This window comes from Cellvibrio sp. QJXJ, assembly GCF_024452345.1.
Taxonomy (GTDB): domain Bacteria; phylum Pseudomonadota; class Gammaproteobacteria; order Pseudomonadales; family Cellvibrionaceae; genus Cellvibrio.
This window is the reverse complement of sequence record NZ_CP101662.1, coordinates 2,423,227-2,439,601: the sequence shown is the minus strand read 5'-3', so window position 1 is coordinate 2,439,601 and position 16,375 is coordinate 2,423,227. Positions and strand designations below refer to the sequence as shown.

Here is a 16,375-nt window from a genome sequence, read left to right as displayed (position 1 = left end):
TTGTTAGCCAAAAAAATATGCGTGCCGAATTGCCATAAGCGCTTCGGCATATAAAAAACGATGTTGTATTGGTTAATGAGGACAAAATGAAAAAGTTGTTTCCCCGTAATTTACTCGCTGCATTTATGGCGTGCGCCGCGTTTGCATCTGCTCAGGTGTTAGCTGCCGATTCGGTGCAGGCTGGCGCACAAAAAAAGAAATTGGGCAAAGTAGTGGTCACGGCACAAGCGGAGCAAGAGTCGGCGCATCCATCCAGTCAGTTAGTAAACCGCGAGGCGTTGGATAATCAGCAAGTGACCGATCTGGATGATTTGGTGCGTTATATTCCCGGCGTGAGTGTGAGCGATATAGGCCGGTTTGGTGCCAATGGTTTTAATATTCGCGGTTTGGATGGCGATCGTGTAGCCATGACTGTAGATGGTTTATCCATGGGTGAAACCCTCGATCCGGCGAGCTATCAAGCCTACGATTTTTTTCGCTCCACACGCGGCGGGTTGGATATAGACGCACTGAAATCGGTAGAGATTATTAAGGGGGCGGATTCAATCGCTGCTGGCAGTGGTGGTTTGTCGGGCGCGGTTATGTTTATCACCAAAGACCCGGCAGATTATTTGGCAGCGCAGGGCGACGACACGTTTCTCAGCCTGAAAACCGGCTACGCCAGCGATTCTGATGAAGCGTTGCTGAGCGCAACACTCGCCAATCGCACCGGTGCCTGGGAGAGTTTACTGGTGCTCACCCAGAGTCAAAGTCATGAATTGGAAGTGTATGGTAAGGGTGAAAATATTACCGGTGGCGCGCGCGAAATTGCCGACCCGCTCGATGCAGAATCTACCAACGCGTTAGTCAAATTGTATTTTTATGCCAGCCCATCCCATCGCTTAGGAATGGTTGCTGAACACTATCGTGCGAATTCACAGCTCAATAATTTATCGCGTGTGGATGCGAGTTATTTAACGCGCACTACGGATGACGACAACGAGCGCGATCGCATCGGCGTGAATTACCAATGGCTTGCCGAGTCCCGTTGGTTTGATGTGTTTGATTGGAATTACGATTATCAAAACAGCTACAACAGTGGTTATACCTTGATGCTGTTTAATTCCACTACCTGCCCACAAGGGGTATCGCCCTGTTATCGCTCGGAGGATCGTTACTATGAGCAGGATGCTCACACCACGCGGTTTAAATTCAGTAAAAATATCGCCAGCACTGCACTGGAACAGGAATTAATCTACGGCCTGGGTGCAGAAGTGCGCGATGTGAATTATGCCTCCATCGATACCCGTTATATCGGCACCAGTAATACGGCTTCATTGGTGGAAGTTGACCCGGACTTTGTACCGGAAACTGCAGTGACTCATTGGCATGGATTTGTGCGCGATCAACTGGTGCCGGTTAATTCCCCGTGGACATTTAACCTGGGGGCGCGGGTTGACAGTTTTGACTATTCACCGGAATTGGGCGCGCAGTATCAGGATGCATCGGCCACTATTGGCGATGTGAACTTTACGCAGGCGACCTGGCAATTAGGTGCGGATTATCAATTGACTGCGCAACAACACCTTGCTGTGCAACTGGGAGCTGGCTTTCGTGCGCCCTCTACTGAAAATCTTTATTACACCACCGTCACCAGTGTAGGAACGGATGCGGCAACAGGGCAGGAGGTGCTGTTATGGGATTCCGTCGCCAACCCCGATTTAAAAGCCGAAGAAAGTTTGAATAAAGAATTGCGTTATGGTTTTGCCAATAATGCGGTGCAAATTAACGCCGCTATTTTTCACGATGACTACAGCAATTTTATTGAAACCCAAACTCTCACACGCTTAAACGACACGGTTTTTCAAAGCTGTAGTCGCGGTACTTGCACTAATGCAACGGGTGATGACTACACCATGCCGGTTAATAGTGGCGAGGTGGTAGTGAAAGGATTTGAAATAGATGGGCAGTGGAATTTGGATCGCAATATCGCGCTGCGTTTTGCCTACTCCTACAACGAAGGCGAAAAGAAAAATGGCGACCCGCTGTTAAGTATTGTGCCGCACTCGGGTGTTGTTGGTATTGAGTACCAACCCGATGATCGTCGTTGGGCGGCGAGTTTTAGCATGACTCGCTCGGGCAGTAAAAATGCGGATGATGTAGTGGTCACTGCTGTTAATGGCACACAAAGTCAAGGCGCGGCATTTTTAACCGATGCATTTACCTTGTTTGATTTGCAGGGGCGCTATCAGGTTACGCCCGCGTTAAAAATCACCATGGGGTTGTACAACATTACCGACGAACAATATTGGCGCTGGCAGCGCGTGCAATTTGTCACCGAAGGCGCTGGTGGTGCACGCGGTGGGGTAAGCGGCGCTGGCATTAATCGCTATGCAGAACCGGGGCGCAATTTCAAAGCAAGCCTGACCTACGCGTTTTAATAAAACGCATTAATTTATCTATTAATTTATCTATTTATTTTAGGGAAGTAGAAATTCCCTGCGCGATAGTTGCATCGCGCAGGGGAGTTGTACGCAAAGAAAGAGGAAATTATCTATGGCGCAGCAAGCAAATATCGCCTTGGTGTTTGGCACAGACACGGGTAACACACAAGAGGTTGGAGAAAAAATCGCACAGGCATTGCGCAGTTATGGTTATAGCGTGGACATGATGAATGTGTGCGACGTTACCTCGGTGGTACTGCAACAGTATCGCTTTTTGGTGATGGGAATTCCCACGTGGGATTTTGGGGGTATTCAAGAGGACTGGGAAGATTTTGAAGGAGATTTACAACTCACTGATTTATCCCAAGCGGTGGTAGCGCTTTATGGTTTAGGCGATCAGCGTGGTTACGGTGATTATTTTGTCGATGCTATGGGCTGGCTATACGAGCGTGTATTAGCAACGGGCGCACAGGTCATCGGTCATTGGTCAGCAGAGGGATATAAAGTGGCGGCATCGCTGGCATTGAATGAAAGTAAAACGGAATTTTGTGGTTTGGCGATAGATGAAGACCAACAATTTGAATTAACCGATAGGCGTGTAGCCACCTGGGTAAATCAAATAGTCAGTGAATATGAATGCTGTGCCTTGGCATCCTAGGAGAGGTATATGGGAACCATACATACTGCTACAGAAACGATAGAGGCTAGTGTTAAAACCAAACACCAACATATGTTGGCACAGGCGATTTACCGCTGGCGTTATTTGCTGGACAACGCACGCAGTGAACTTCATCGGCAGGATTGGAATGCCGCTGTCGATGCTTATCAACAGGCCTATTGTCAGGCCGAATTATTAATTCATATTGCAGATTGTAAAAACTGTGCGATTAAAAATTATGTGCGCACACTATTTGAATATGGCTACAGTTTGTGTCAAACCCACCACTCCGAAGTGTTGTTGGGGGTGCTGGATATAGCACGGCAAACGCTGGAGTGTTATGCAACTACCACCCTGACACAACAGCTGTTAAAACCAATCATTAATTTAGTGCATGCCAACAGCCAGCAGCGCGATATTTGGATCAATCAATTATTTGCGGAAGATGCATTGCAGCAGCAAGCCGTACATTAAAAAAAACCGGCGCTGAAAAGCACCGGTGAAGTGAAGCGGTTAAAAAACTGGATGGGCTGTAGTGGTATAAACCACCGCTTAGTCTGCGCTTTGTTTGTGTTATGCGGCGCAATAGCGCTTGAGGTAAGCCTCATGACTCGGCAATGCGGCCGCTGTTTTGCCGATGGCATCTTTCAAATGCCGCATGTTTTGCATAAGCACACTCTCCGGCACACGATCCACCAGTGCATCGTAATGTGTGGGGTCGATGCCTTGCCCGAGCATGACTGCCAGCCAACTGTGAGGCGTGAATAAATCGTCTGGCGCGGCAATAACCCGGCCGCTGCCACGAAAAATCTCCAGCTTGGACGCCAGGGTGTCCGGAAGCTCCATATTGCCAACGTAGCGCCAAAATTCGGTATCCCGGCGCTGGGTGGCGCTGTAGTGCAGCACAATAAAATCCCTGAGTCGCTCGTAATCGGCGGTCATTATCCGGTTGTAGTGTGCAATCTCCGCTGCATTGATGCCTCGCCCCGGCCACAGATTAATCAGCCGTTGAATGCCTATTTGTGCCAGATGAATACTGGTGGACTCCAGTGGTTCGATAAAACCGCCAGCGAGACCTATGGCAACGCAGTTTTTCTCCCAGAAGAGTCGGCGATGGCCGGTGCGGAAACGCAGTGGTCGCGGCTCGCCCAGGGCTTCGCCTTCGGCGCCGGCAAGCAGTGCCCGGTGTACATCATCTTCATCGGCAAATGCACTTGAATAGACATAACCATTGCCCATGCGGGTTTGCAGGGGAATGCGCCAGCGCCAGCCGGCATTGTCTGCGGTGGCGCGGGTGAATGGATCTGGCGCGCCTGTTCCGGTAGTGGAAAGGGCGAGCGCCCGGTCACAGGGCAAGTAGCGGCTCCAGTCGATAAACTCGCTGTTCATCGCGCCTTCAATCAGCAGGGACTTAAAACCACTGCAGTCGATAAACAATTCACCGGCCAGCACCTGGCCGTCACCCAGAGTCACCGACTCGATCATGCCGTTATCCGGGTGCTGTTGGATGCGGGCTACCAAACCCTCCACCCGACGAACGCCGCGTTGCTCCGCGTAGCGGCGCAGCAGCTGACCGTAGCGCATGGAGTCAAAATGATAGGCGTGACGCATGGTGGACAAAATCGCATCGCTGCCGCCCTGCGGTTGGGTGAAGCGCCCAAGGCGGGCGGCCATGGCACAGAGGTTGTATTCGTTGATGTCTCCCGCCAAGTCGGCAGGTGCTTTACCTGTTTCTGAGAGTGTTCGCAAACGAAGCCACAACTGGTGAAAGGCAAACTCCGGAGTATCGCGCCCGTAAAAGCCGAAGGGGTGGAAATAGCGTTTGCCAAGGTCGAGCCAGTCAACGAATTCGATGCCGAGTTTGTAGGTGCCCTGGCATTCGCGCAGCACCTCGTGCTCGTCCAGCCCGAGAAATTGGTTGAATTCCAGTAATGGCGGGATGGTCGCTTCGCCAACGCCGATCACCCCTATCGCCTCGGATTCAACCAGCGTAATGGACGCATTGGGCGGCGCCATACGCGCAATAGCCGCCGCGCACATCCAGCCGGAGGTGCCGCCGCCCACAATGACGACATTGTTCACCGGCTTCATCGCTGCCCGCCGGATGCGTTACGGAACCCTCTTGCCACCACTTCATTGATCAGATCGCGGTGGCTCGGTACCGCGGTCATCGCCTTGTTGCTCTGCTGACGAATGCTCTCAAACTCCCGTTTGGCGTCGTCATAAAAACGCAAAGCGCCAGCGCGGGCGCTGATGTCGGTCTTGAACCCCATGCCGTAAAGGATGTACTGCCAACTGTTTTCATCAAAAATGTCATGGCTGGCATCAATATCGAGAAAGGATGGCGGACGGTGGCGCCATTGCTCCAACTTGCCTTTCAGATAATCGGAGGCCGACGCGGGCGCGCGATTGTCGCGCCAAAACGCGGTATCCGTGCGCTCGCTCAAGTAGTAGTGCAGCTTGATAAAGTCGATCACATGTTCAAACCGTTTGGTCATGGCTTGGTTGAACTGCTGGGCCGAACGCTCGTAATCGCCCGACCAGGGAAACAGGTTGCACAGCATAAGTGCGGCAACCTCGGCAAAACTGATGCCGGTGGCTTCCAGAGGCTCGATAAAACCCACCGATAGCCCAACGCCGATACAGTTTTTGTGCCATTGGGTTTTGCGAAACCCGGCTTCAAAGGCCAGTTTCCGGTGTTTAAGATTATCGGCAGCAGGGCCTATATAGCGCTTCAAGGTGGCCAGTGCTTCATCGTCACTGCAGTAATTGGATGCATAGACATAGCCGACGCCGCGACGATTATGCAGGCCGATATCCCAAATCCAGCCCGCGTCTTGCGCGGAGGTATAAGTGCAGGAGGGAATTGGGGCATCGGGCCGATCATAGGGCACCTGCATGGCCACCGCGCGGTTACAGAACAATTGATCTTTATAAGAAGTAAATTCCGAGCCCAGCGCCTCGCCGATCAGCCGCGCGCGGAACCCGGTGCAGTCGATGTACAGATCGGCCTTGAGTTCGCCATGGGCACGCCCCTGTACTGAGGCGATGCCATGTTCATCAACCTTCACATCGTCGATGGTATCGATTAGCCGCTTCACGCCCATTGCCATGGCCTGACGGCACACCACTTGCGCCAGTTTCCCGGCATCAAAGTGATAGGCGTAGTTCAGCGGTGCATTGTAATTGGGGTGAGTAATCAGCTTGGGTGCCAGTTTGGCGTCCACCACCCGCTCCTGTACCGTACAGGCCTCGGCCCAGGGTACGTCTCCGGCCACACCGAGCAGCCAATAGGGTAGAAGGTCCATGTCGGTATGTTGTGATGCGACCTGGAAGGGATGGAAATAGGTGTCATGGGGATCATCAGCTGGATTTTTCTTCCAGTTATTAAACCTGATGCCTTGTTTAAAGGTGGCATCGGCCTCCCGAATCAGCTCGCTTTCATCGAGGCCGATGCGACTCATGGTCTTGCGGATAATCGGAAAGGTACCCTCGCCAACACCGAGGATACCTATTTCGTCAGACTCGACCAGCGTAATAGTCACGCCGCCGGGAGTGTCCGCCGCCAGCATCCGCGCCATATAGGCGGCGCAGATCCAACCAGCGGTTCCTCCGCCAACAATCAGAACGCTCTTGCTCATTTATGTGCCTCTTATTATGTGGTCAAGTTTGCTCAAGAGCGTCCTGCCGTGCTCAGTTAACCCTAATGCTCAGTTAACAATTGATGCTCAGTTAAAAGTTAACGCCTAGGTGCAAGCCAATGCGACGGTCAGTCACAAACACCGCGCGATCAACAAAGCGTCCGGACAGGATCTCCATCTCGGTGCGCTGGTCTTCGTCGGTGATGTTTTGCACATCCAGTTTGATGTTGACGTTATCGGTCAAACGGTAGGAGATGCTGCCATCCAGCCGACCGGAAGCCGCCGCGTAGACCGGCATACCGAACTGGATTTGCTGCCCGTTAAACGGATCGTTATAGACGTTAGTCGTGCCCGAGTCGTTGGTGGTCGTTAAATAACGATCACGCCAGTTCCAGGCCAAACGTGCGCTGAATCTATCCCAATCGTACAGCAGGGTGGTGGAGTAGGCCCACTCCGACAGTCCGATCACCGGCACCTTGAGTTCATCGCCATTGATGTCCTGGGCAAAGGCATCCGGCGCTTTGTTGTCGATGTAGGTGACGTTCATTTCGATACCAAAGCCACTCATCCAGCCGGGCAGTGCATCGAAATAGGTGCGCCCGCCCAATTCAAAACCGCGGATGATGGTGTCACCCTCGGCATTGAAGTTGGTCCGGCTGGTGACTGAGCCATCAAGGAAGTTGCTGCCACTGCCATCCGCCAGTGCCGATTGCGGGTAATCCCCTTCGGAGAAGAAGCCGCTTGCCGGCGCCGAGAAGTTGTTGAAGGTGATGTAGTTGTCGATGGTTTTATGGAACAGCGCCAGGTTCATCGAGGTGCCTTTTTTCGGGTACCACTCGAAGGAGAGGTCGTGGTTCAAGGCGATTTCCGGTTCAAGGAAGGGGTTGCCGGTGGTATTGGTATAGCCGGAGAAAATCGCCGGGATGGATACATCATCACCCGGATTGAGCGCAGCCAACTCGTCGTTGATAGGGTTTTCGGTGGTCTGCACGCTGGCAATACCCTGCGCGCGGATATCGGGGTAGCGCGGTGGCGTCAGGGTTTGGGTCAGGGCGTAGCGCATTACCCAGCCTTCCGCCGGTTCTAATTTGATATTGAATGACGGCAGGAAATAATCCTTGGAGAAGCTGCCCATGCGGTCTTTTTCATAGCCCACACTCTCGCGCGTCAATGGCGGCTGCACGCCTTCGTTAGCCTCTTGCCAGGCGGCGACATTTTCCAAGCCTCCCATGGCTTCGACTGACGCCTGTGCATCGGCCAGGCTCGCGTAGTAACGCGCGCCACCACTAAAGTTGAAATTGCCCTGACTGCTAATGTCGTAATTCACCCAGCGCACCCCAAAATTACCGCTGAAATTCAGGAACCAGGCGTCGCTATCATTCGCAAAACCCACCATCGCATAGGCGGACTGGGTGTCGTGTTCCGTCTCATAAAAGGATGGGCGCTGGTCAAAGTTGCGGTTACGCAGTGTGCCGTCGGTGCTGTAGAGGTAGGTGGTGGCCGTTGGGTTGCTGCACTGATGTTGAAGCGTGGGGCCGCAGGCCAGGTAGGTATCGTATACACGATCGAACTGGGCATAGTCGTTGACTTGACGGGTCCCCACCCAAACACCACCGAGTGACGGGATATCCCCTTTAAAGAAATTCGAGAATTCTTCCAGTTCAAAATCGCCTTCGGGGGCGGTGCTGACGAAGGGGCGTGTCACGCCATTCCAGCCGCGGCCGGTTGCCGACCACCAGGTTCCGACAAAACTATCAGACTCTTCGCGGTTTGCGGCGCGTCCACCCACGGCCAGTTTTTTGAAGAAGCCATCGCCGATTTCAATATTGGCATCCAATTGAATGGCATGGGCTTCGCCTTCATTGGCGGTGTCCAACCAGTTGATGCGGGAAAGCCCGGCTTGTGCCGGGTCGGTTGAGAGCGGGGTTTCAAAACTCACCACTGGCCGCTTGCCCGACATATCCATATTGATTTGCCCGATTGTCGGAATCACGGTGCTGCCAAGGCTGTATTTACCGGAACTCGATTCGGCTTTCACGTACTGGTAGCTACCGCTCATGTCCCAGCCTTCAGCGTCGTATTTGAAGCCGGTGCTGTGGTCGGCCGTGCGGCTGAACGACGGTGTGAAGCTGGAGTTGGGCGATACGCTAAGGCCGGAGGTTAGGTTGGGGCTGGAAATTGCACCTTTCACGAATACGCCATCGTCAAACACTGCACCGTCAAATACACCAACGGGTGTGCCCGGTTCCACCGACAGGATTTGGCTGTCGCGGTTGCTGTCGCGCTCGGAAATAAAAGTGGTATGGAACAGCTCAAGGTTGTCGTTCGGCGCCCACTGGAGTGCGCCGTAATAGCCATTGCGGACGCGTTCAAATTGATCCTGACTGTAGCGTATGCCGCCCGGCACGTAGACCCGCTCGCCCTCGTATTGCGTGGCGTAGTAGGGCGGAACGATGATGTTGCTGTCATGGGATTCGATCTTCGAATAAGCCAGATCGAGCAGCACCCCGAACTCACCAAAATCGGTATCAAAACGGTTCGATATCATGGCGGAACCTGCCGGAGTGATTTCCTCGGAGTAGTCGCCATAGCTACCGGAAATCGCCGCATTGGCTTTAAAACCATTGAAATCAAACGGCATGCGGGTCTGCAGGTCGACGGTACCGGAAACGCCGCCTTCAATCAGGTCGGCACGGCTCGCTTTGTAGACGGTGACCGCTTTCAGCAACTCAGGCCCCACATCCGCCCAGCTGAGGCCGGAGCCGCCATTGGCAGAGAAAACTTCCCGCCCATTGATCAGTGTTTTGGTCTTGTTTAAACCACGGATTTGAACTCCCGAACCCTCAAACGCAAAGCCGTCCGGTGAACCTTCGGCACCTGCGCGCACGCGGTTCATGGTAACGCCGGGCGCGCGCTCCAGAATTTCCAGCAGGGAGGTACTGGGCACTTTGCCCGCTTCATCCAGCACAATGGAGTCAGCGACAGTATCCGAGGCGCGCTTTAACTCCATCGCACTTTCCAGTGATTGGCGCTGACCGGTAACAATAGTTTCCTCGATCGGTGCATCGTCACTGGCTTTGGTTTTAGTGGTGTTTTGTGCCTGGGTCGTCTGCGCCAAGAGTGCGGGCGAGCAGACCATAATCGCCGCCGCTAGCAGTGAACGCCGAAAGACCTGGGCACTGCCTGTGGTGGTTTGGTTGGTGCTGTAACAGGTGTTTTTTTTCATTATTGTCTCAAGCCGCCACGCCGGGCAGCGTCTCCTTGTTGATGTTTCGCGCTGGTGTCTGAACGACACACCGGAAAGACACCTTTGCGGTTGATTATTAGAAAATTATCGAAGCAATACCGGCAGGTTTAGTGCCGCTACCAAATGATGGTCACATAGACTATTTGGTGGTGTCAACATTCTAGTGCTCTAGTATACAAGATTTATTTGTTATTATATGATGTATCGGATATAGCTTTTTTGGCCGAATTGGGCGTCAGTAATCCTTCGGGTTAACGAAGGATTGTTGGTGGGCAAAAGCCAAAAAAAGCGGCTGAATGCTGTTGACTGAAACCGCTGGGCGAATGGTGATGGGATAAAACGGGGCTTATGACTGCCCGAGCGTAAAGGTAATAGGCACCGCAAATTCCAGCTGTTGCGCGGTGATTTCTGGCGGTAAGGGGGGGAAGGGGGCTGAGGCTTTGATGGCGGATTCAACGGCTTGATTGAGCAGGCGATGCTCCGAGGTTTCCAGCGGCTGCAATGCGGTGATGTTGCCAGCGGCATCCACGGCGATGCGAATTTTAATCGAGCCGGTTTGCTGCAGTTCACGCGCCCGCCGCGGATAAATCAGCTGGGCGTAAATCCGCCGCATGGCATCGGAGATGTAATACTGCTGTGCAACCAGTGACTGTGCAGTCAGTTGCGATAGTGCGTCATCGGCGTTATCGCCCGTGTTATTCACTGCTGGTGCATCGGGTGCAATTGTCGATGCGTTTGTTGATTCAGTTATTGATGCGGTTGCGCCAGCAACTTGCGTGGCTCCAGGTAATGACGATTGATTGGTCAAGGCAATTCCAGATTGCCGCGCGCTCGATTTAACACTGCTAACCGCTGCGATTTTTTTGCTGTTGTTGTCGGCATTGTTCTCGGTATTGTTGTCGGAAATATTGCCACGGTTGTCACTACTGGAGTTGGCACTACTGGCTGCACTCGCGGCGGCAAGAATGGTCTCATTCCAATTTTTTACTACCGCAATTCTGCTCAAGCGCGGCTCCATATGTGTGAAGCGCTGCAGCAGTGCCGCGTCAATATTTCCCTCCATTAATAACGCCTCGCGGTAGCCGGACGACAGCGGTACATTGCCGATCCAAGTGCGCAGTAACACGTCAAAAAAAGCCGGGTTTTCAATGGTGCCCAGGTGCACGCTATTGAGGTGAATAACCGTGCCCTGTTGCGGCGAAAAATCAAAGATCAGGTGATCATTCATTTCCAGGCGGCCGCGAAATAATTGGTCGAATGCCAACATATTTTCGGCGTGAGAATTCATTGCGCCTGCGGGCATATTAATCGCGGCACCTTCAATCCACATACGGGTGAAACGCCTGGGTGCAATGCCCTCGCGCGCCAGAATTTTTAATTCCATACGTTTGGCATCCTGCGTATTGAGCAGCAGGTCGGCATCTTTGCTGAGCGTTTCGCTGTACAGCGCTGCCAGAAATTGCTCCTGCCCTAATTCGCTGTGGGTCGCAATTCCACTGAGTTGCGGGGATGCCAGGGTAACAGCGGACAACAGCAGCCAGAGTAAACTCAACTGGCTTATCAGCAAGTAGCGGGGGAGCATAAAAACACCGTTGTAAGGAAATAAAACGGCGCCAGCTTAGCGAATCAATACGACAGTTTTGCGACAGTGAATTTACCCTGCTTCCGCCAATGAATATTGCGCGATGGGGTGGGTATGCGACAGTTGCTGATAACAGTTGTTGAATACCAAATCCAGGTGATGAATGCGGCTTACACCAAAATCATAAGTGCGATATTGCTCAAGTAGTTTCAGTAATTCGGAATGGTTGCGCAGCGGTGCCTGAAAGCGCGCAATGGTGGAATGTGCGGTGGCAATTTTGTAGCGGCTATCGATGGTGGAATACAGTGGTGAGTTGCGAAAAACGCGGCGCAAATTTTCGCGCAGTTGGTGTAATTGTTCGTTCAGCGGGAAGCCCTGAACCAAAACACACCCCGGCGACGCGGTGATCCCGCGATACTGAATCTCCAGCGGGCCAATGGATTTTACGGCGTCGTTAAACACTGCCTGATAAGTCGCTTGATCAACATCCTCCAGCATAAACCCATGCACACAACTAACCACCGATAACACCGTCAAATGCAATTCATTTTCCGGGTAGTAATATTGCTCAGGCTCCTGCACCGCTAGCGCATCGAGAAATTCCATAATCTTGCGGCTCACCTTGCCCTCCGCCTTGTTAAGGTAGGACAACACCGTGGTGCCTTTGCGCGTGTCATCGCTTGCACCAATCAGGGGATCCATTTCGTAGGCACCTGCGCGAATTTTTTCCTCCGCATTGCGCCACATATCGCCATAAATTTGGTTGATGTCAGACATTAAAAAACCTCCATGATTTGCTGTCGGGCATGTAAAAAATACAAATAAATGTGCGGCTAATAATCGGGTGTTATTTTGCCGCTGTTGATTTTTATGGATACCCGCGGTGATGGGTATCACAGAAAAAAATGGTTCAACGTTTTTCTGATTTCTGTTCTTGTGCTTTCAAAATGTGCGCAAGGTTTGATTCAATCCAATCTGCCAATGTCTCCACTTTTTCGCTGATTTGTTCACCCATGGGGGTTAACAAATATTCCACATGGGGCGGCACAACCGGGTAGGAAATGCGCTCGACAAAACCATCGCTCTCTAATGCCTGCAGTGTTTGTGCCAGCATTTTTTCGCTAATGCCGCCGACCTTGCGGCGCAATTCGCTGAAGCGGTGGGTGCCGCCGCGCAGGGCGATAAGTAGCAATACGCCCCAGCGGCTGGTGACATGATTGAGTATCGCGCGCGACGGGCATTTGTCGGCCATTACATCGCCGCGCAACATGGCTTCTTTCAAGCTTTTGGCAGCGGTGGTTTTGCTGCCCGTTTTGCGGTTGAGGGTGCGACTGGGGGCGGTTGTCATTTCATACTTACCTTTTTGTGCGTACTTACTAAAAGTTAGTTAGGCTGCTAGTGTGACAACTTCTTCCACTGAAATAAAGGAGTTCATCATGATTGTTGTTACCGGAGCCTCTGGCCAATTGGGTCGTTTGGTTGTGAGTGCGTTGTTAAAAAAAGTCCCTGCCAATGAAATAGCGGTGGTGGTGCGTTCGCCTGAAAAGGTTGCCGACCTTGCCGCCTTGGGGGTGCAGGTGCGGCAGGGTGATTACAATCAGCCCGAGAGTCTGGTCGCTGCGTTTCAAGGTGCCGACAAATTGTTGCTGATTTCCGCCAATGAAATTGGCCGTCGTTTTGAACAGCACAGCGCCGCCATTGCAGCGGCAAAACAAGCGGGTGTTGGCCTGCTGGTGTATACCAGTTTGTTGCGTGCGGATACCTCGCCCCTGCCACTGTGTGTTGAGCATGCACAAACCGAAGCGGTGCTGCGTACGGCCGGTATTCCGTTTGTGATTTTGCGCAATGGTTGGTACACCGAAAATTATCTGGCGAGCGTAGGTTCTGCGTTGCAGTTAGGTGCAGTGTTTGGCAGTGCGGGTGACGGGCGTATTGCCTCTGCCGCGTGTGTGGATTACGCCGAGGCTGCCGTAGCGGTGCTGACGCAAGAAAATCATAGCGGGAAAGTCTATGAATTGGCGGGCGATGAAAGTTATTCACTTGCTGAGTTCGCAGCAGAAATTTCGTTGCATTCCGGCAAAAATATTGCGTATCAGAATTTGCCTGAGGCTGATTTTAAAATAGCGTTGTTGGGTGCAGGCTTGCCGGAATGGCTCGCAACACTATTATCCGAATCTGATGTGGGTGCATCCAAAGGCGGTTTGTTTGATGACAGCCATCAGCTCAGCCAATTAATTGGTCGCCCGACGACTTCATGGAAAACGATGGTAGAAAAAGCGGTTAAGGCATAAAGGTTTTTGCGGTAGTAAAAGAGCACCGGCTGGTGCTCTTTTACTGTTTCCAGGGATTTTTTTTGAAATATTCACTATCGTCATACCCGCGAACGCGGGTATCCACAACTGCGGTTGTTATTACCAAAATTGGACTCCCGCTTGCGCGAGAGTGACGACAGAGTATTACTGACCAGCTGGTGTTCCTTTAACCGTTGCGAAACGAAATATTATTTTTCGCCGGTTTTTTTGGTGTTACTGCGTACAGAAAAATCACTCACCCCTTTTTCTGTGCGCTCCACTTTTTGAATGGTGCCATCTGCATTGAAATGCAAATATTCTGCAGCAGTGTGACGTTGTTTTTTGTGGCAGGTTGATGTTTTGTCATTTAACCAACGGTGATAAAACAAAATCCATTGACCTTTATATTCCACAATCGAGTGATGGTTATTTGCATTGTTTTCCTCATCCATAATCACCCCTTGATATTTCCACGGGCCTTTGGGGGATTTGGCGGTGTAATAACTCAGTACCCGATTATTTTCCGGCATGGTGAAGTAATAAATGCCGTTGCGTTTAAATATCCAAGGGCCTTCCATTTTGGGTTCATAACCGCCCATATCCATTTTGTAAAAATCGCCTTTAATACTGCGCATGTCATCGGCCATTTCCACCACTTGGTAATCGCTATTCACACCGTGAAAATATAAATAGGCTTTGCCGTCGTCATCAATAAACATACTCGGATCATTGGCATAGGGTGTTTTCCACAGCGGCGCGCCAATCATGTCTTTAAAAGGGCCGGTGGGGGAGTCGCTCTCGGCGATACCTATGCCCATCCACTTGGTGCTTTTTTCTGGGTTTACCCGGTCTTTGAAGCCAGTGCCCGCCGGAATAACTAAATAGTATTTGCCGTTTTTATATACCGCATCCGGTGCCCAGGCATAGTTGTCGGCCCAACTGAGATCTTTGAGTGAGAGTATGGCGCCGTGTGCGGTCCAGTTGACTAGATCGGTAGAGGAAAATGCATGCCAGTCCTGCATGTGAAAATCTTCCTGACACTCTTCATCATGCGACGTGTACAAATACATTTTTCCGTCGGCCCATACGCGGCCAGAGGGATCAGCGGTTTTAATATTGCTGCCAAAATTGAGCGGGTTTTGCGCGCAAGCGAGTAGGGAGCCAAGCGATAAGCACAGGGCTGTGGCGGTACGGGTAATGTGTTTCATGGTTATTGTTCCAAGCCAGTTAATCTCACTGACCGCACACCATGCCGATGGGTTGATTGTTGTTTGCCCAGTGAAACTTACACTTTAGGCTTGTTATGGTTTAAATAACTATAACAATGTTTGGTGGGGTTGGCTATCTTTTGGGTAAGTCATATTGTGAGAGGTTGCTAATGACGGAGGCGTGATGCAAAAGACATGCTGGGTTTTTTAAGTGCGTTCTTCAGTGCGCAAGGTTAATACTTCATAGCCATCTGCCGTAACAGCAATAGTATGTTCCCATTGCGCAGACAATTTTTTATCGCGTGTGACAACGGTCCAGCCGTCGCGTTTTAATTTCACTTTTGCTTCGCCCTGGTTGATCATTGGCTCAATAGTAAAAGTCATTCCCTCGCGCAATACCAAACCAGAATTCGGTTTTCCATAGTGGAGTATTTGTGGGCCTTCGTGCATGGCGCGCCCTATACCGTGACCGCAATATTCACGCACGACTGAATAACCATTAGCGCTGGCAAATTGTTGAATTGCAAAACCAATATCGCCGAGGGTTGCACCAGGTTTTACCGCGCGGATTCCTTGCCACATGGCCTCGTAGGTTTTCTCTACTAATTTTTTTGCCAGCGGCGACACCTCGCCGATCATATACATTTTGCTGGAATCAGCAATAAATCCATTTTTTTCCAGCGTAATGTCGACATTAATAATATCGCCGGTTTTTAAAAATTGAGTTGCAGAAGGCATTCCGTGACAGACAACATCGTTAACGGAGGTGTTTAATGAATAAGGAAAATCATATTGCCCCTTACTTGCCGGACGGGCATTGAGTTGGTTGGTAATAAAACGCTCTACCACATCATTAATTTCCATGGTCGATATACCAGCTTTTACCAGCGGATCAAGGTAGGCGAAAACGGAGGCAAGTAACCGCCCTGATTCACGCATCACATTTAATTCAGCGCTGTTTTTTAAAAAAACCTTATCCATGATTTCTTTTGCCCAGAGCAATGGGGTGATTTATTTCAACGGCGGCAAGTTGTAATTGTTCGCGCAAAATCTCGCTGTAGGTAAGAGTGGGGTTGGTTTCAGCCAGCATGCCAATTTTTATCCAAAATTCCGCTTGTGAATTGATAGAGCGCACCATTGCTGAGCTCGCTTTACGGATTTCCTCATGCAGTTCATCGCTAATTTTGACAATGCCCATAAATACCTCAATATATGAAACGTATATGCATCGTATATTTGTTGTGGGGGAATATCAAGCGGCCTGGCTGCCGAGTAAGGGTCGAGCTAGTGGTTTGAGGTTCTGTTTGCAGGATCAGGCAATAATC

The 16,375-nt window shown here is 51.3% G+C and carries 13 protein-coding genes; 4 read left to right on the top strand and 9 right to left on the bottom strand.

The annotated features are described in order from the left end of the window. Window positions 1-86 precede the first annotated feature (86 nt). From NNX04_RS10485 to NNX04_RS10475, 3 genes are all read left to right on the top strand, one after another. The gene (locus tag NNX04_RS10485) at window positions 87-2,420 is read left to right on the top strand and encodes a TonB-dependent hemoglobin/transferrin/lactoferrin family receptor (protein ID WP_261945722.1); all 2,334 of its coding nucleotides are present in this window, start codon (window positions 87-89) and stop codon (window positions 2,418-2,420) included. Window positions 2,421-2,535: 115 nt separating this feature from the next. Further along, window positions 2,536-3,081, top strand: coding sequence for a flavodoxin (locus tag NNX04_RS10480; protein WP_261945721.1), 546 nt, complete (start codon window positions 2,536-2,538; stop codon window positions 3,079-3,081). Window positions 3,082-3,090: 9 nt separating this feature from the next. After that, entirely contained in the window at window positions 3,091-3,555 is a 465-nt protein-coding gene (locus tag NNX04_RS10475; protein ID WP_261945720.1) for a hypothetical protein, read from the top strand. Window positions 3,556-3,654: 99 nt separating this feature from the next. Here the strand turns inward: NNX04_RS10475 and NNX04_RS10470 are convergent, their stop codons facing one another. The 6 genes from NNX04_RS10470 to NNX04_RS10445 form a co-directional block, all read right to left on the bottom strand. After that, window positions 3,655-5,172 (bottom strand): tryptophan halogenase family protein, encoded by a 1,518-nt coding sequence (locus NNX04_RS10470; protein ID WP_261945719.1) that lies wholly within the window; start codon window positions 5,170-5,172, stop codon window positions 3,655-3,657. Next, window positions 5,169-6,722, bottom strand: a complete 1,554-nt coding sequence (locus NNX04_RS10465; RefSeq protein WP_261945718.1) for a tryptophan halogenase family protein — start codon at window positions 6,720-6,722, stop codon at window positions 5,169-5,171. The genes NNX04_RS10470 and NNX04_RS10465 overlap by 4 nt, the downstream gene beginning before the upstream one ends. Before the next feature lie 91 nt (window positions 6,723-6,813). Continuing rightward, window positions 6,814-9,948 (bottom strand): TonB-dependent receptor, encoded by a 3,135-nt coding sequence (locus tag NNX04_RS10460; protein ID WP_261945717.1) that lies wholly within the window; start codon window positions 9,946-9,948, stop codon window positions 6,814-6,816. Between the two features lie 367 nt (window positions 9,949-10,315). Beyond that, window positions 10,316-11,551: a TonB family protein gene (locus NNX04_RS10455; protein WP_261945716.1), complete on the bottom strand. Its 1,236-nt coding sequence runs from the start codon at window positions 11,549-11,551 to the stop codon at window positions 10,316-10,318. Between the two features lie 72 nt (window positions 11,552-11,623). Continuing rightward, window positions 11,624-12,328 (bottom strand): 2'-5' RNA ligase family protein, encoded by a 705-nt coding sequence (locus NNX04_RS10450; RefSeq protein WP_261945715.1) that lies wholly within the window; start codon window positions 12,326-12,328, stop codon window positions 11,624-11,626. 133 nt (window positions 12,329-12,461) lie between these two features. Then, complete coding sequence (locus NNX04_RS10445) at window positions 12,462-12,899, bottom strand: winged helix-turn-helix transcriptional regulator (RefSeq protein ID WP_261945714.1); 438 nt, start codon at window positions 12,897-12,899, stop codon at window positions 12,462-12,464. Between the two features lie 88 nt (window positions 12,900-12,987). On the opposite strand from NNX04_RS10445, the gene NNX04_RS10440 reads away from it, so the two are divergent. Next, a complete protein-coding gene (locus NNX04_RS10440; RefSeq protein ID WP_261945713.1) occupies window positions 12,988-13,842 on the top strand; it encodes an SDR family oxidoreductase in 855 nt (284 codons plus the stop codon). 209 nt (window positions 13,843-14,051) lie between these two features. Here NNX04_RS10440 and NNX04_RS10435 read toward each other — a convergent pair whose 3' ends face one another. The 3 genes from NNX04_RS10435 to NNX04_RS10425 all read right to left on the bottom strand — a co-directional run bounded on the left by NNX04_RS10435 (window position 14,052) and on the right by NNX04_RS10425 (window position 16,248). Then, window positions 14,052-15,050, bottom strand: coding sequence for a family 43 glycosylhydrolase (locus NNX04_RS10435; RefSeq protein WP_261945712.1), 999 nt, complete (start codon window positions 15,048-15,050; stop codon window positions 14,052-14,054). A 207-nt stretch (window positions 15,051-15,257) separates the two neighbouring features. After that, window positions 15,258-16,031 (bottom strand): type I methionyl aminopeptidase, encoded by a 774-nt coding sequence (map, locus tag NNX04_RS10430; protein WP_261945711.1) that lies wholly within the window; start codon window positions 16,029-16,031, stop codon window positions 15,258-15,260. Beyond that, the gene (locus NNX04_RS10425) at window positions 16,024-16,248 is read right to left on the bottom strand and encodes a ParD-like family protein (protein WP_261945710.1); all 225 of its coding nucleotides are present in this window, start codon (window positions 16,246-16,248) and stop codon (window positions 16,024-16,026) included. The genes map and NNX04_RS10425 overlap by 8 nt, the downstream gene beginning before the upstream one ends. Between the last annotated feature and the right edge of the window lie 127 nt (window positions 16,249-16,375).

Bases quoted from the DNA above. Each gene is read 5' to 3' on its own strand.
- map (WP_261945711.1), bottom strand. From the start codon at position 16,031: ATGGATAAGGTTTTTTTAAAAAACAGCGCTGAATTAAATGTGATGCGT.
- NNX04_RS10445 (WP_261945714.1), bottom strand. From the start codon at position 12,899: ATGACAACCGCCCCCAGTCGCACCCTCAACCGCAAAACGGGCAGCAAA.
- NNX04_RS10475 (WP_261945720.1), top strand. From the start codon at position 3,091: ATGGGAACCATACATACTGCTACAGAAACGATAGAGGCTAGTGTTAAA.
- NNX04_RS10435 (WP_261945712.1), bottom strand. From the start codon at position 15,050: ATGAAACACATTACCCGTACCGCCACAGCCCTGTGCTTATCGCTTGGC.
- NNX04_RS10455 (WP_261945716.1), bottom strand. From the start codon at position 11,551: ATGCTCCCCCGCTACTTGCTGATAAGCCAGTTGAGTTTACTCTGGCTG.
- NNX04_RS10480 (WP_261945721.1), top strand. From the start codon at position 2,536: ATGGCGCAGCAAGCAAATATCGCCTTGGTGTTTGGCACAGACACGGGT.
- NNX04_RS10425 (WP_261945710.1), bottom strand. From the start codon at position 16,248: ATGGGCATTGTCAAAATTAGCGATGAACTGCATGAGGAAATCCGTAAA.
- NNX04_RS10470 (WP_261945719.1), bottom strand. From the start codon at position 5,172: ATGAAGCCGGTGAACAATGTCGTCATTGTGGGCGGCGGCACCTCCGGC.
- NNX04_RS10450 (WP_261945715.1), bottom strand. From the start codon at position 12,328: ATGTCTGACATCAACCAAATTTATGGCGATATGTGGCGCAATGCGGAG.
- NNX04_RS10440 (WP_261945713.1), top strand. From the start codon at position 12,988: ATGATTGTTGTTACCGGAGCCTCTGGCCAATTGGGTCGTTTGGTTGTG.
- NNX04_RS10465 (WP_261945718.1), bottom strand. From the start codon at position 6,722: ATGAGCAAGAGCGTTCTGATTGTTGGCGGAGGAACCGCTGGTTGGATC.
- NNX04_RS10460 (WP_261945717.1), bottom strand. From the start codon at position 9,948: ATGAAAAAAAACACCTGTTACAGCACCAACCAAACCACCACAGGCAGT.
- NNX04_RS10485 (WP_261945722.1), top strand. From the start codon at position 87: ATGAAAAAGTTGTTTCCCCGTAATTTACTCGCTGCATTTATGGCGTGC.